Source organism: Arthrobacter sp. UC242_113, from assembly GCF_044054585.1.
Classification (GTDB): Bacteria; Actinomycetota; Actinomycetes; order Actinomycetales; family Micrococcaceae; genus Arthrobacter.
The window spans coordinates 2,357,106-2,371,692 of sequence record NZ_CP171968.1 but is presented as its reverse complement, the minus strand read 5'-3'; the positions used below and the strand labels follow the sequence as shown (position 1 = coordinate 2,371,692).

Annotated in this window: 16 protein-coding genes; 1 reads left to right on the top strand and 15 read right to left on the bottom strand. The window is 62.1% G+C overall.

The window, feature by feature from the left end:
- Positions 1–2: 2 nt before the first annotated feature.
- From ACHMXB_RS10705 to ACHMXB_RS10635, 15 genes are all read right to left on the bottom strand, one after another.
- Positions 3–1,763 carry a CpaF family protein gene (locus ACHMXB_RS10705; RefSeq protein WP_395398343.1) on the bottom strand — a complete coding sequence of 587 codons (1,761 nt, stop codon included), beginning with the start codon at positions 1,761–1,763 and terminating at the stop codon, positions 3–5.
- On the bottom strand, positions 1,764–2,957 hold the full coding sequence (locus tag ACHMXB_RS10700; protein WP_395398342.1) for a CpaE family protein: 1,194 nt from the start codon (positions 2,955–2,957) through the stop codon (positions 1,764–1,766). It abuts the gene before it with no gap.
- On the bottom strand, positions 2,954–3,730 hold the full coding sequence (gene cpaB / locus ACHMXB_RS10695) for a Flp pilus assembly protein CpaB (RefSeq protein ID WP_395398341.1): 777 nt from the start codon (positions 3,728–3,730) through the stop codon (positions 2,954–2,956). Before cpaB ends, ACHMXB_RS10700 begins: the two co-directional genes overlap by 4 nt.
- Positions 3,731–3,779: 49 nt before the next feature.
- On the bottom strand, positions 3,780–4,814 hold the full coding sequence (locus ACHMXB_RS10690) for a pilus assembly protein TadG-related protein (RefSeq protein ID WP_395398340.1): 1,035 nt from the start codon (positions 4,812–4,814) through the stop codon (positions 3,780–3,782).
- The gene (locus ACHMXB_RS10685; RefSeq protein WP_395398339.1) at positions 4,802–5,185 is read right to left on the bottom strand and encodes a TadE/TadG family type IV pilus assembly protein; all 384 of its coding nucleotides are present in this window, start codon (positions 5,183–5,185) and stop codon (positions 4,802–4,804) included. Before ACHMXB_RS10685 ends, ACHMXB_RS10690 begins: the two co-directional genes overlap by 13 nt.
- Positions 5,186–5,326: 141 nt before the next feature.
- Positions 5,327–5,590 (bottom strand): Flp family type IVb pilin, encoded by a 264-nt coding sequence (locus ACHMXB_RS10680; RefSeq protein ID WP_395398338.1) that lies wholly within the window; start codon positions 5,588–5,590, stop codon positions 5,327–5,329.
- 242 nt (positions 5,591–5,832) lie between these two features.
- Positions 5,833–6,711, bottom strand: a complete 879-nt coding sequence (locus tag ACHMXB_RS10675; protein WP_395398337.1) for a type II secretion system F family protein — start codon at positions 6,709–6,711, stop codon at positions 5,833–5,835.
- A 16-nt stretch (positions 6,712–6,727) separates the two neighbouring features.
- Entirely contained in the window at positions 6,728–7,678 is a 951-nt protein-coding gene (locus tag ACHMXB_RS10670; protein WP_395398336.1) for a type II secretion system F family protein, read from the bottom strand.
- Positions 7,675–9,165 carry a CpaF family protein gene (locus tag ACHMXB_RS10665; RefSeq protein ID WP_395398335.1) on the bottom strand — a complete coding sequence of 497 codons (1,491 nt, stop codon included), beginning with the start codon at positions 9,163–9,165 and terminating at the stop codon, positions 7,675–7,677. The genes ACHMXB_RS10670 and ACHMXB_RS10665 overlap by 4 nt, the downstream gene beginning before the upstream one ends.
- Entirely contained in the window at positions 9,162–10,367 is a 1,206-nt protein-coding gene (locus ACHMXB_RS10660; protein ID WP_395398334.1) for a CpaE family protein, read from the bottom strand. Before ACHMXB_RS10660 ends, ACHMXB_RS10665 begins: the two co-directional genes overlap by 4 nt.
- Positions 10,364–11,092 carry a Flp pilus assembly protein CpaB gene (locus ACHMXB_RS10655; RefSeq protein WP_395398333.1) on the bottom strand — a complete coding sequence of 243 codons (729 nt, stop codon included), beginning with the start codon at positions 11,090–11,092 and terminating at the stop codon, positions 10,364–10,366. The genes ACHMXB_RS10660 and ACHMXB_RS10655 overlap by 4 nt, the downstream gene beginning before the upstream one ends.
- Before the next feature lie 60 nt (positions 11,093–11,152).
- Positions 11,153–12,169: a pilus assembly protein TadG-related protein gene (locus tag ACHMXB_RS10650; protein ID WP_395398332.1), complete on the bottom strand. Its 1,017-nt coding sequence runs from the start codon at positions 12,167–12,169 to the stop codon at positions 11,153–11,155.
- Entirely contained in the window at positions 12,157–12,561 is a 405-nt protein-coding gene (locus ACHMXB_RS10645) for a TadE/TadG family type IV pilus assembly protein (protein ID WP_395398331.1), read from the bottom strand. Before ACHMXB_RS10645 ends, ACHMXB_RS10650 begins: the two co-directional genes overlap by 13 nt.
- Positions 12,562–12,668: 107 nt before the next feature.
- On the bottom strand, positions 12,669–12,881 hold the full coding sequence (locus ACHMXB_RS10640) for a Flp family type IVb pilin (protein WP_395398330.1): 213 nt from the start codon (positions 12,879–12,881) through the stop codon (positions 12,669–12,671).
- A gap of 272 nt (positions 12,882–13,153) precedes the next feature.
- A complete protein-coding gene (locus tag ACHMXB_RS10635) occupies positions 13,154–13,813 on the bottom strand; it encodes a prepilin peptidase (protein WP_395398329.1) in 660 nt (219 codons plus the stop codon).
- Positions 13,814–14,119: 306 nt separating this feature from the next.
- Between ACHMXB_RS10635 and rplM the strand changes: the two genes are divergently transcribed.
- Positions 14,120–14,563, top strand: coding sequence for a 50S ribosomal protein L13 (gene rplM / locus ACHMXB_RS10630; RefSeq protein WP_011692756.1), 444 nt, complete (start codon positions 14,120–14,122; stop codon positions 14,561–14,563).
- Positions 14,564–14,587 lie beyond the last annotated feature (24 nt).

The following is a 14,587-nucleotide window of genomic DNA, read 5'->3' as shown; positions in this document are numbered from 1 at the left end:
AGTCAGTGCCTTTCAGGGGAGACTACGGGCGGTGCTCCGAAGACACCAGCCGATACGTGAATTCCGAGGTCCTCGAACCGGTCGATGAACCGCGGTCTGATGCCCGTGGGTACGGGACTGCCCAGGAATCGTCCGTGCTGGTCGACTCCGGCCGAGTAGTCGAAGACGAAGGCATCCTGAAGGGTGACAATGTCACCCTCCATGCCCTGCACCTCCGTCACATGCGTGATGCGACGGGTGCCGTCGCGGAGGCGGGAGATCTGAACGATCAGGTTGACGGCGGAGGCGATCTGCTCGCGGATGGCACGCAGCGGCAAGTCCATTCCCGCCATCAGCACCAGGGTTTCCAGGCGGGCGATGGCGTCACGTGGAGAGTTGGAGTGGACGGTGGAGAGCGAGCCGTCGTGGCCGGTGTTCATGGCCTGGAGCATGTCCAGGGACTCCCCTCCACGGACCTCGCCCACCACAATCCGGTCCGGGCGCATACGCAGCGAGTTCCGGAGCAGTTCGCGGATGGTCACTTCACCCTTGCCTTCAGTATTCGGAGGACGGCTTTCCAGCCGGACCACATGGTCCTGCTGGATCTGGAGCTCCACCGCGTCCTCGATGGTCACGATGCGCTCGTCGGCCGGAAGAAAGGAAGACAAGACGTTGAGCAGCGTCGTCTTGCCGGTACCGGTACCGCCGGAAACGATGATGTTGAGCTTGGCCTTGACGCAGGCATTGAGCAGCTCTGCCATCTCCGGTGTGAGAGTTCCGAAGTCGATCAGGTTCTGGACCGTGAGCGGCACCTTGCTGAATTTACGGATGGTCAGCGAGGAGCCGCCGACGGCGAGCGGAGGGATCACAGCGTTGACACGTGAGCCGTCCTCCAGACGCGCGTCGACCAGTGGCGACGACTCATCGATGCGGCGGCCCACCTTGGACACGATGCGTTCAATGACCTTCCGCAGGTGTTCCTCCGAGCTGAACCGCGAGTCAGTCAGCGTCAGCGTTCCCTTGCGCTCCACGTAGATCTGGTCCATCCGGTTAACCATGATTTCGGTGACCGCAGGATCATCAAGGAGCCGCTGGAGCGGGCCGTAGCCGAGCACGTCGTCAGCAACGTCCGCCACCAAACGCGTCCGCTCGTCCGGCGTCAGCGGCACCTGCTCGGCGTCGATGATGCGGATGAGCTCCTCGCGGGCGGTCCCACGGAGTTCCTGCTCGGTGAGCGTTGAGTCGTTGAACCGCGCCCCCATGCGTTCAAACAGCGCGGTGGCGGCACGCTGCTTAAGGGCAGCAAAGACATCGACTGGCTGCTGCGTCTTGTGTGCTGCGACCGACGGCTGAACCGGAAAGGACTGTGCCGCCCGCCTGCGGACCTGGGGCGCGGCGACGGGAGTGGTCTGAGCGGACTCGACGGACTCCGCCGTCGCGGCGGGAACCGGTGCAGCCGAGGCAGGCGGCACGATGGCCGCGGGGGAGGCAACTGGCGTCTGATAGGCCGCCTGGGCTGCCGCTGCCTCGGCTGCCCGCCGCGCTGCGCGCGTTTGGTAGGCGGACACGCCGGAGATTTGCCTAGGCGCGGTGCTCCCTATCGCGGTTGCTGGCTGGATCTGCAGTTGGGCAGCCGGTGCAGGCGCAGCGTGTGCTGCAGCCTGAGCAGCCGAGATGTGCATCACTGCAGCCGGAGCATGCGTCGGCGCAGGTTGAATGTGCAGCGGGGCACCGGGAACTTCAGACCTGAGCTGCGCAGCCTGGATGCGCTCCGAAAGCTTCATTTAGACCACCACCCGGCGGTGGCTGCTCCGTGCCTGTTTGTTTCCACTCGCGGGACCAAGACGGTGCACCAGCTGACTGAGACCCTTGGCTGCGGGATCCTTTTTGGCATCCAGTAGCACGGGAATGCCGCGGTTGGTCGAAAGAGCCACGGCGCGGGAACGGGGAACGCTAACGTCCACCGGAGCTCCAATGGTGGACTCGATGTCTTGCACGGTGAGGCCACACTTTGAGTCAGCCATGTTCAGCACCACGTGCCGGCCTTCGGGCAGAATCTCCAGTTGGCGCAGGATGTCCATACCTGATCGGAGGCCACGAACGCTGGGGATATCCATCGCGCTTACCCAGACCACGTCGGTGCAGGCCTCCATGGCGGCAAGCCCGATTTCGGGCAGACCGGGAGCGGTGTCGACGACGACGTACTGGAACTCCTCCGCCAACTGTTCGAGCAGGCGCGTGATCTGGTCCGGGGTGATGTAGTCCGCCTCAACAGGGCTGACGGGCGCACACAGAGCGTAGATGCTAGCAGGGTGAACTGTGAGAAAGGCCTTCAGCACCAGGGTGTCCTGGCTGGCGGCCGGCGAGACGGCATCGGTGATCGTGTGTTCCGGGTTCAGGTACAGGCCCGATGCCACATCACCGAACTGCAGGTCCAGGTCTACAAGCACCACGCTCATAGGGGCCAGTTGGCCCAGGCCAACAGCGAGGTTGGTGGCAATGGTCGTCTTGCCCACCCCACCCTTGGGGGAGAAAACGCCGATGACCGTGCCCTTGCCGCTTTCCACGGGGTCCTGCTGTTCTCCCCGGTGCCGGTTGGCGAAGGACTGGCAGGCGCGTTCCAGCAGCACCCTCAGGTTGGCGGGATCAGCGGAGGGGCTGAGGACATCTCGGACGCCGGCCCGCATGGCTTGCAGGATCAGCGTAGGGTCGGGTTCGGCGACCAGAAGCACCATCAGGTTGGGAACCTGTACATCCAGCACGGTCGCCAGGCGGAGGGCCTCTTCGATGGCAAGGTCCGGGCCGAGAATAAGGACCTCGGGCTGTTCCTGGTTCAGCTGGGCGAACAGGTCGTAGGGTCCTGCAGGCAGGATATTGGTGAGGAAGGTCTGAACGCCGCCCTGGAGTCCGCCGGCCACAGCCTGCCGCAAGCGGCTGTCAAAGTCCGCGTTGGGGGTGATCAGGACGAACCGGCTCACTTGTATACCTCACTCCGCTGGATGATCCGGGGACCGCTGTCCTTGGCATTGGTAGGCTCCTTGCTGAGCCACATCTTGGCGTATTCGGCAGCGAAGACAATCTTTGCGGCGTCCACATCAGTGACGGCGACAGTCAGCATGAGGTTTCCCGTAGGGAGAGTGGTGTCCTGCGGATCAGCAGCGTTTGGATCCGCGCTCGCGGTGGGCGAGGGCTGAGCGGTGGTCGCCGGCTCGGGTGCGCGCTGGACGGCCGTTACCAACGCCTTGCGCACTGTCAGCTTGGTGGTTTCTTCATCAATCTTGTCTTCCACGCCGCCCTTGTCGAGGTTGACGAAGACGCCCACGTGATCGCCAGGAGCGAGCCGTCCACCAACGACCCGGACGGGATCAAGCTGGAAGGAAACCTCCTGGAGACCAGCCGGGATCTGTACAGAGCCTGCGGCTTTCACGTCCTCAGGTGCAACGAGTCGTTCGGAAACCAGTTGCTCTCCGGGTACTAGGTCCACAGCTGCAACCTTGCCCTTGGACGACTCCAACGATTGGAGCGAGGACCCCGTGACGGCAGATGCAGGCACCTGCTCAGTTGCGAGGGAAGCGGTCATGGACTCGACGGGGGTCCCTGCAGGAATTGCCTGCTTGACGACAAGAACGTCCGTGGGTTGAAGGTCCTTAACGGCCCGCTGGTCTGCGCCCTGCGCGTAAGTCATGACGAGAAAAGCGCCAACGAGGGCGAGGACGACCGCTGCTGCGCCTGCCAACAACCGAGACTTCACGAACTGCTCCTGGAATTTATGGTGCACTGAACTGCATTACTGAAGCGGACTAGCTGGTTAATTCCACGACGGTGGCACCGAAGGAACTGACGGGACCAAGCGTGTAACCGTCTCCCAAGGAGACGTATCGAATGAAGCTTCCAATGATGCCTCGGCAGCTCCCCGTGCAATTCGACCCCGCACTAGAGGAGGTATTTTGGAAAACGAAAGGAAGACCCGTCCCGCCGCTGAACTTCCAGCCCTGAACTTTGAAGGCCGCGAAAGCTGCTAGGTGGTAGGTAGCAGAAGATCCTGTGCCGCTTGCACTATCAAAAACGGGCAAAAGCACGACGACGTCCTTCTTATCGTTGATGGATTGAGCCCAGCTCTTGAGAGTGGTTGCACAATTATCAGGGGCATCGTTCCCGGTTTCGCTGTAGCTACGGCTGACGCTGAGATCGATACTGCTGCCGCAGACTCCTGCTGCTTCGCGCGTCCAGTTGAATCCTCCTGGCACGGGATTGTTTGCATAAATGCAATCCGGACTTCCCTTGTCGTTGTTGTCGTTCGGGTTATGGGCTTCTAATAGCTGGGCGCCCTTTTCCAGAGTCGTGGAAACCTGGCAAACGGAAAAAGCGAGAGGAAACGGCGTCGTCCCTGCGGAGGGGCTGCCCCAAGTAACCGTTGATGTGGCGGAAACTTGCGCGCTATCAAAGCCAAGGGCTCGGGCGAAAAAGAGGGAGACCGTGTTCGGAGCGCTGCGGTTTTCCTTCGCCATCGTTGTGGCACTTACGCGGCGCTTGCTGATATCCAGGCCAACCGGGTCTACTACCGTGCTCTGACCGTCCACTGCATTTTCATTGGCCAGTCGCCGGACATTGCCCGTGATGTCTGCGCACGCATTCGTGGGCGAGGGAACAGCGCAATTGCGGGCCACGGCCAATGCCACGGCGTCCGCGCTATTCTGAAGTTGCGCCCGTTCAGAGTAGAGCTTGGCCACATCTATGGCGATGGCGGCAAAGCCAAGTAACACCACCATTAGCAAGGCGACGATCACAGCAATTGCGCCGCGCTCCTTGTCGCCCGCCGCCGCTATCCGCCGCACAGCATTGTCCCTTTTCCCTGCATGGCAAACGGTCCGGAAATGCCGGTAATGGTATTCAGTGAATAAGTGACGACGAGCGTGACCTGACTGCCTGACGAACAGTTCGCTGGCGTAGATGCGGTCGGGTAGGTGCTGAACTTCATAGTCAAGGGGCCAAGTCCCGCTGATGCCCTCGTGGCCGCCGCTTCGGCATCAGCTTGCTTGTTGTCAATTGCCATCACGCGAGCACCTTCACGTGCGGCGTTGGACAGTGTGATTTGTGTGTTGTAAGCGCGACCGAATTCCATGATGCCGAGGAGGAGCATGATCAAGACTGGAGCTAAAAGCGCAAACTCGACCGCTACGGCGCCGCGGTCGGATCCTCTGGACATGCGATGCCTTTCATGAGGATGAGGACGGCGTCCTGGCTTTTCATCGAGTGCGGATATACGACGCCGGGTGGCAGATTATCTTGGTCGTCTACCACCCGGCGCTGGGAATAAACCCGCCGCGAACTTGGCTGGGCCGCTATATTATTCGCACTTGGCCGCGGCAGCCGCTACGGAGCCAGCCGCTCCCGGGGCGCCGGTTGCGGCAACAGCGGGGGTGAAGGTCTTGCCGGTCGTAACGGAGCACTGGGCCTGCGTGAAGGTGTCCTTCATGCCTCCACCGAGCAGGGTGACAGCAGCGATGATGACAACTGCGATAAGGGCGACCATGATGCCGTATTCAACGGCGGTTGCGCCCTTTTCGTCGCGACGGACGCGGGCGGCAGCGTTAGTGAAGAAAGCAAGCATTTTTTACTCCTGAGCGAGTGTTGGAAAGCTGGTCCATCACCAGCTCTGGTAAAAAGCTAGCAACCGAATTCCGCCTCAAGTCGGTTTCTTGCCACATCCTGAGCCAACCTTTGGCACACTGCGCGTTTCCTGCGGTTGCCTTGCGCAAACCTTGAACCTTTAAGCGTTTTAGTCCTCTATGAGGACAGCAGAAGGGACCCTTCGGTTCCACGAACCGAAGGGTCCTGCCAAAAGCGAAAAACTTACCCAGCGAACATCGAAATAATGCTCATCACCGTGGGACCCAGGACCACGATGAACAGGGTGGGCAGGATGAAGAAGATGAGCGGGAACAGCATCTTCACCGGCATCTTCATGGCGTGCTCCTCGGCGCGCTGCTTCCGCTTGATTCGCATGTCCTCGGCCTGGGTCTTGAGGACGCCGGCGATGGCAACGCCGTACGCGTCAGCCTGGACCACGGCCCGGATGAAGCTGCGGACGTCCGGCACATCCACGCGCTCTGCCATCGCCAGGTAGGCGTCCTTCCGCGACCGCCCCACCTGGATGTCCTGGAGCGTGCGGATCAGCTCCTCGGCCATTGGGCCGCTGCCGCTGGTGCCGGCGCGTCCCATCGCCGCCTCAAACCCGAGGCCGGCCTGGACTGAGATCAGCATGTGGTCCAGAGCGACCGGCAGCTCCAGCCGGATAGCCTCCCGCCGCTTCTGCGCTCGGTTGCGTACTAGAAGGTCCGGGGTGAAGTAGCAAAGGGCCGTGATGCCAAGCAGAATCAGGAACCGCTGGGCTGACGGGCCGCCGGCAACGAATAGGTACCCGGGGACGGCGCCCGCGAAGGCAAGCAATGGCTTGGCCATGATGAGGCGGGCCAGCGGCCAGTCCTTGGGCCGGCCAGCACCCGCGAGTTGCTGGTCCAGCCACGCGGCATAGCCCTTCGGCATGATGCCATGGCTGGCCAACATCAGTTTCTCGTTGACGCTGAGCGCAGGACCCTTGGCTTTGGACATACGGCCGAGGTTTGCCTGGATGTTGCGGAGCCCCGCCCGGTCGCCCGTGAAGACAAACCACGTCACGACAGTCACGGGTGCGATCACTGCCAGAATCGCTGCATAAGCCACAGGCTGCATGATGACCACCTTCTTTCTAAAACTTGGGTTTGATGATCCGGCTGAGCCAGAATCCGCCGGCGGTGAGCAGCACTACTGCAGCGGTGATCATCGCGTAGCCCGGCAGGGTGCCGATGAAGACACGGGAATACATCTCGTTGAACAACGTGAGTCCAATGAACATCACCACCGGCAAGGCCATCAGAACGACGGCGGACATCCGGCCTTCAGCGCTCAGGGCCCGGATCTGCCCGCGCACCTGGTTGCGGTCCCGAACCGTGTCGCCCAGATGGTCGAGCACCTCGGCCAGGTCGCCGCCCACCTCTCGGTGAATTTCGATGGCTTGCGAGATGGAAAGGAAGTCTTCGCTTTGGGTCCGCTTGGCGACGTCGGCCAGGGAATCGCCGAGGTCTCGGCCGATCCGAGTCTCGTTAACGATCCTGCTGAGCTCCTCGGACATCGGCGGCTGGCTTTCCTGCCCGGCCGCATCCACGGCCCGAAGCAGGCTGTGCCCGGCCCTCAGGCCGCCGGAGAACATCTGCAGCGTATCCGGCACCTGCTGGTCAAACTGCCGACGGCGGCGCCCCGCTACGGCGTTTAGCAGCAGGTGCAGTCCCAGCGGGGATAGCAGAGCGAAGAGGACAGCGGCGAAAAGGCCGCCAAGGAAGAAACCGACTACGGCGGCGGTCAGGGTAATGATCCCCGCCATGATCAAGTAATCGCCGGGTTCCCTCTTGAGGCCGCACTCATCAAGCCGCTCCTGGGTAAGTAGGCCAGGCCCGCGCTTCGTGAGGCCCTTGTTCAGCACCCCCACGGCCTGGTCGGTCAGCCTGGTCAGCAATGAGGTCTGGGCGGGGACGTCGGGCCGGCGGCGGGACAGCGGAATGCCCGAATTTGGCCTGAGGGCCACGCCGAAGACCAGGAAGATCGCGAGGTACAGCAGTACCAGCGCCACCACGAAAACGCCGGAGTCGCCTGGCACCGTCACCGCCCCCTTGCCGGTGCAACGCCGGGGAGGGATGCCCCGAATACGGCAGGCGAGATCTCGATGCCGAGCTCGGCGAAACGCTCCGCAAACCGTGGCCGGACTCCCGTCGGCACCGGCTTCCCCAAGAAGCGGCCGTTGGCGTCCATGCCAGCCGAGTAGTCGAACACGAAGGCGTCCTGGAGGGTGACAATGTCGCCCTCCATGCCCTGCACCTCCGTGACATGGGTGACGCGGCGGGAGCCGTCACGCATCCTGGTGATGTGAACGATCAGGTTGACCGCAGAGGCCAGCTGTTCGCGCACTGCCCGGAGCGGAAGGTCCATTCCGGCCATCAGCACCAGCGTTTCAAGGCGGGCGATGGCGTCTCGCGGCGAGTTGGCGTGCACGGTGGAGATGGAACCGTCGTGGCCGGTGTTCATGGCCTGCAGCATGTCGAGGCATTCGCCGCCACGGACCTCACCCACCACAATCCTGTCCGGTCGCATACGCAGCGAGTTCCGGACCAGGTCCCTAATGGACACCTCACCTTTGCCCTCGATGTTCTGCGGACGGCTTTCCAGCCGGATGACGTGATCCTGCTGGAGCTGAAGTTCAACGGCGTCTTCGATGGTCACGATCCTGTCCTCCGGCGGGATGAAGCCCGAAAGCACATTCAGGAGGGTGGTCTTGCCGGTGCCGGTGCCGCCGGAAACGATGATGTTCATCCGGGCCACGACGCAGGCGTTCAGGAGCTCTGCCATCTCGGGGGAGAGGCTTCCCAAGGACACTAGGTCATGGACCGTCAGCGCGTCCCGGCCGAACTTCCGGATGGTCAGAGCCGGCCCACTGACGGCCAACGGCGGAATTATGGCATTGACGCGAGAGCCGTCCGCGAGCCGCGCATCCACAAGCGGGGAGGACTCATCAATACGGCGGCCCACCTTGGACACGATCCGGTCGATCACCCGGCGAAGCGCGTCATCCGAGCTGAACTTGGTGTCCGTGGGAAGGATGCGGCCCTGCCGTTCCACGTAGACCTGGTCATAGCGGTTCACCATAACCTCGGTGATTGACGGGTCATCGAGAAACCGCTGGATGGGGCCGTGGCCCAGGACGTCGTCGATGATGTCCCGGATGAGCCGCTGCCGTTCGGGACCCGACAGCGGAACCTGCTCCTCATCGACGACGATCTTCAGTTCATCGCGGACAAACTGGTGCAGCTCCTCGTCCTCGAGGGCGGAGTCGGTGAGCCGAGAACCCAGCCGTTCAAAGAGCGTCTGGGTGGCCCGTTCCTTCAGCGCGTTCAGGGCTTCGCTGGCAACGGAAGCAGCGGCTGGCATCTCCAAAGCTGCGGTGGCGCTCGCCGCCGAGCCCGCCGCCTGCTCCTCGTGCTTCCTGCCGAGCGTTGTGGCTGCCGGCTTGGGCTTGAAGACGTCGGTGGTCTCTGGCTTCCCGGGGTCGGGTCTGGCCTCGCCCCGGAGGTTGTGGAACCGGTCTGTGAGGTTCACTGGACTACCGCCCTTCTGTGTAGCTTCTTGTGAGGTCTTTCTTCCCAGTCCGGTTTGAAGCGCTCCACCAGCTGGCGGAGCCCCTTGCCGGCCGAATCCCGGCTGCCGTCCTGCAGAATGGGCACTCCCTTGTTGGTGGAGAAGGGCAGGGTCCTGGAACGGGGGAGCGCCACATCGACAGGGGCGCCGATAGTGGCCTCGATGTCCTGCAGGGTGAGTCCAGCACGACGGTCCGTCATGTTCAGAACGACGTGCCGCTTCTCCGGGAGGAGTCCGAGCTCGGCCAGGATCTGGAACCCCGTCCTGAGGCCCCGAATGCTGGGAATATCCATGCCGCAGATCCAGACGGCGTCCGTGGCCTGTTCCAGCGTCGCCAGAACGTGCTCACCCAGCCCCGGGGCGGTGTCCACCACGATGTAGTGGAATTCCTCGCGCAGCTGGTTAAGCAGATGAGTGACCTGTTCACCGGAAATCCTGTCCATCTCGATCGGATTCCTGGGGGCACACAGGGCATAGATGCCGGCGGGGTGGACGGTCAAGTAGGTCTTGAGGACCATTGAGTCTTGGCTGGCCGCGCCCACCACGGCGTCGGTAATGGTGTGTTCCGGGTCCAGCATCAGCCCGCTGGCAACATCGCCGAACTGCAGGTCCAGATCCACGATCACCACGCTCATCGGCGCGGACTTGCCAAGGCCGACGGCGAGGTTGGTTGCCACAGTGGTCTTGCCCACCCCGCCTTTAGGGGACATGACAGCGATGACCCGCCCGCCCTCGCCGTGGTCGGCGTGCTCTGACGCCCCAGGGGCCAAACCACGACGACGGCCTGCCGCCGCGAGGCTTGCCCGCTCCAGCAGGACACGGATAGCGTCAGGGTCCGCGGCCGGATCGAGCAGGTCGCGGACCCCAGAACGCATTGCCTGGAGGACTACTTCCTTAGTTTCAGGCACCACCAGGACAACGCTGATTTCGGGATACTGCAGATCCATGACGGATGCCAGTTTCAGGGAGTCATCAACCGGCAGGCCGGGTCCGAGGATCAGTACCTCGGGAGGTTCGCCCACAAGCTGCCGCAGGAAGTCCTGCGGGCTTTCCGGGAGGTAGTCCGCCTGAAACACCCGCAGCGAGCCGTGCATCCCGGACACCGCCAGCTGGATGCGGCGCTCGAAGTCGGCGTTCGGGGTGATGAGGACAAAGCGGCTCATCGGAACAGCCGTCCGGTGTTCACTACGCCCGAGCTGTTCTCCACCGCGGTCGCCGGCTCCTTGGAAAGGTAGACGCTTCCGAATTCTGTGGCGAAAACGATCTTCTCGGCGTCGGCGGAGTTGCGGGCCAGGGTGATGAGATAGGTGCCATTCGACGATGTGGACTTCTTTGAGTTGAGGGCGCCCTTCGTTGAATCCTCCTCGGCCGTGGTCTCTTGGGACGTAGCTGTGCTGCCGTTGCTGAACTGCGCCGCCGTGACCAGCACCTTATGGAAGGTCAGCTGCGTTCCGCTGGCCTTCGCCGCGGAGTCTTCCACAGAGAGGAAGACACCCACGGTGTCTCCTGCAGTAAGCGTGCCGCCCACAACGCGTTCGATTGGCAGCTTGAGCGTGATCTCCTGCATGCCGGTGGGAACCTGCACGCGGGTGGGTCCCAGGAGGGCATCGGCCTCCACCATGCGAGTGGTGAGGAGCTGCTCGCCGGGCATCAGGTCCACGGCGGCAACCTTTTGGCCAACCTGGTTCAGGTCCGTCACGGCTCCCACAGCCACGGCCAGTTTGGGTACTTCTTTCCGGACGACGGCGCCTGCCGCCTTATTGATCCCGGTGCCGGCCGCGATGGTTTTCTCCACGACGTAGACAGATTCGGTTTCCGTGTCCGCGAGGGCGCGTTTATCCGCATTCTGCACATAATTAACCAGCAGGATGGTTCCAATAATTGCCACTAATAAAGCGGCAATTCCTCCCACAAGACGAGTTTTCATTTTATCCCCCTAGCAGAGTGATTAGTTAGTGAGGCGAATGAAGACGGTTCCCAGGTCGTCTCCGGAGCCCGAGCTTCCTTCGAATGCATCAATGGACTCGAATTTCTTGAATTTGCCGATAATGGCCCGGCAAGGATCCACACAGGCAGTAGCCGGAGAGGGAGAATTGTTGTATGTCCGCGGGCCGCTTGAGCCGCCGCCAAACTTCCAGCCGACCATTTGAAACGTGGCGTAGCCCCTGATGTGGAACCAGCCTTTTCCCTTGTCCTTGCCGGCATTGTCGAACACCGGGAAAATGCCGAGTACTTCGTCGCCGGCCTGGATGGTGTTGATCCAGCCCTGGAGGACCGAATCGCAGTTTTCAGCCGGCTTGCTGGGGTAATCCGCGCCCGGATCATAGGCGGCGTTATCTTCAACATCGGTGGTGGCCCGGCACGGACCGCCGTTCTGATCCAACCAGCCGAACCCGCCGGGAATTGTGTGCCCGGACGTCGAAGTGCAGTCAGACATTCCGGGCTTGTACCGGATCTGTTGAAGGACGCCCGTTTCCACCGCCTCGGTGAGGTCGTACTGGCATTCGGACAGGGCCAGCGGGAAGCCCCCTCCCGATCCAGGTACCTCGATTGACGCAGTGGCATGCGCGCCCACGCTGACCGCCGGTGCGTTTAGGGCGCTGGCGAAAAGCTTGGCGAGCACGCTGCTGCTGCCGTTCTTCGTAGTGGTGCGGACCGTCACCTCGTCCGGCACCGACAGGTCAACTTCGGAGACGTTCGCGTCGCCGTCGTTGGCGTTTCCGGAGGCCAGTGCGTCGGCGAATGCTTGGGCCTCCGCCTGAGTGCAGCCTGTCTTGTGGCAGGCTTGGGCAACCCCCAGGGCGCTGGCGTCCGCTCCGTTCTGGAGCTGCGCCCGCTCGGAATAGATCTGGCCAACGTCCACGGCCAGGGCGCCGGCCCCGATGAGGGCGAGCATCATGACGGCTACCAGAACGCCGGCTGCGCCCCGTTCGCCATCCTGTTGTCTAGGCTCTAGCCTTCGCATCGCATAGCTCCTGTTCCGGTGACCGTCACGGTGCTGCCGAAGATGCCCGTCAGTGTTGGAGCGGGGTAGGTGATGGTGACGGTCATGTTCTCGCCGGCCGTGCAAGACCCGGGGGAGAAGGCGTACTCAAAATCCGCGCCGGTCAGACCGGGTGCGCCGGCGGTTGCGGCAACGGCTGCTGCGCCCTGATCGTCCTCGATGGCCATCTCCCTGGCAGCCTCCCGGGCAGCTTGAGTGACGGAAATCTGCAGGTTGTAGGCATGGGAAAATTCGACGATGCCCGCCACCAGTGCCAAGAGAATGGGTGCGACCAAGGCGAACTCGACGGCAACCGCGCCCCGTTCCTTCCAGGCGCGCGCTCCGTTAGTGGAGCCTGACGTGCTGCGTACCACTGGACCCTCCGCGAGTCGGTACAGCTGAATTGGGGACGGTGCGCCGCGGGTCCCGCTATGACACGCGGCGCACCGATTTTTCGGGGAGGTGCTGTCTCGTCAGCTCATTAGGCGGGGACAGTCCAGCCGCCAACCTCAGTGGCGAGATTACGGAACCAGGTGTCGAGTGCGCCGCCGAAGACACCGACGCCGCCAATGATGAGGAACGCGATAAATGCCACAAGCAGCGAGTATTCGGTTGCCGTTGCACCTTTTTCTGATGCCAACCGGTCCTTGATTCCGGAAACGAAGGCAAGAACCGAGACCATGAGAGTAGACATTGTTTTTTCCTTAAGTTCGATGGAATAAATGCTTTCGAATTCCAGCCTCCCCCGTACCGCGAAAGGGCTGGCGCTTCGATAGCTAAAGAATCCACCGGAAAGCAGTGCGGCAACAATGCGTAGTTCTACCCGACTTTCCCCCCGCGGAAATAAGTGTTCCCCCCATGCGGGTACTCATACTAGGAAAATTGCAAGCACGCGGCTACTTGGAAACTCAAGAAATCATCAAGTTTGTTGTAGGGAATTCAACGTTTCACCGCGAATACACGTCTTTAGGATGTCAGTAAAACGGTGCCAAGGGCCGCGGCCAGCATTGAGGGGCCAAAGGCAATTTCTGAACCCATATTGGCGCGTTTCAGCCTAATCAAAACGACGGATAAAATACCGCCCAGAACGAAGCCGAGTGCTCCGCCGTAGAACAGTTGGCTCCAGCCCAAGTGCCCCAAGTAGAGGCCCACAGGGGCGGCGAGCTTGACATCCCCCATGCCTATGCCGTTTGGCGAAATCAGGGCCAGAATCAGGAAAATGACGAACAGGATGGCGGCCCCAGCGGCCGCGCGAAGCAGTTCCGCCCACTCTGCCGTGGCGAAGCTGCCCAGAAAGAGGAGTACCAGGCCGGCCGCCAGCAGTGTGAGAACGAGGGGATTTGGCAGCAGGTGATGGGCCACATCTATGCGTGCCAGCTGCACGCCCAGGACAGCCAGCAACAGGTAAGCCGGCAGCGTCCACTCCATTCCAAGCCGCAGCGCAAGGGCGCCGAAGAGCATTCCGGTGAGTGCCGCCGTCGTAATTCTTGTCCGCCCGCCCGGAATCCCACCAAGGCGGGGGAGGGCTCGGGTGATGAGGTGTTCAGCAAGCAGGCTCAGTAAAATGCCAAGGAGACCTATGACCACGGCGAAGAGCGGCCCGGCGGCGATACCTGCTGAAGACACGTGCACTCCTGGGTGGAAGGGCCGGGCGCTGGCGCAGAACTCCACGACCCCGCCACCGGATACCCCATTTTGACCCGGGCCTCCGGTTGGCGCTATTCTTGGTAGTCGTTGTGCGTGTCCTATCTCGATGATGCGTGCCCGCTGAGAATCCGGTTGCAGGATAACTACTCCTCGGGCACATTCGAGACTCCAGGACCACTGGATTCATAGAGCCCTCACCTCTGTTCCGGTAGCGCATAGATAGTAGGTGCACACCCTTACGTGACACCTAAAAAAGAACGCCAGAACAAGAACGAGGCAAACACCGTGCGTACGTACACCCCGAAGCCCGGCGATATCAACCGCCAGTGGCACGTCATTGACGCCACCGACGTTGTCCTTGGTCGTCTTGCCAGCCAGACCGCAATCCTGCTGCGCGGCAAGCACAAGGCCACTTTCGCGCCCCACATGGACATGGGCGACTTCGTCATCATCATCAACGCTGAAAAGGTTGCCCTCACCGGCGCCAAGCTGGAGCAGAAGCGCGCATACCGCCACTCCGGTTACCCGGGCGGCCTGACCTCCGTCAACTACGCGGAGCTGCTGGAATCCAACCCGGTCCGCGCCGTTGAGAAGGCCATCAAGGGCATGCTCCCGAAGAATTCCCTCGCTGCCCAGCAGCTGGGCAAGCTGAAGGTCTACCGCGGTGCAGAGCACCCGCACGCCGCCCAGCAGCCCAAGACTTTCGAAATTTCCCAGGTCGCCCAGTAGTCCTGGCCACCAACTAACTTATCT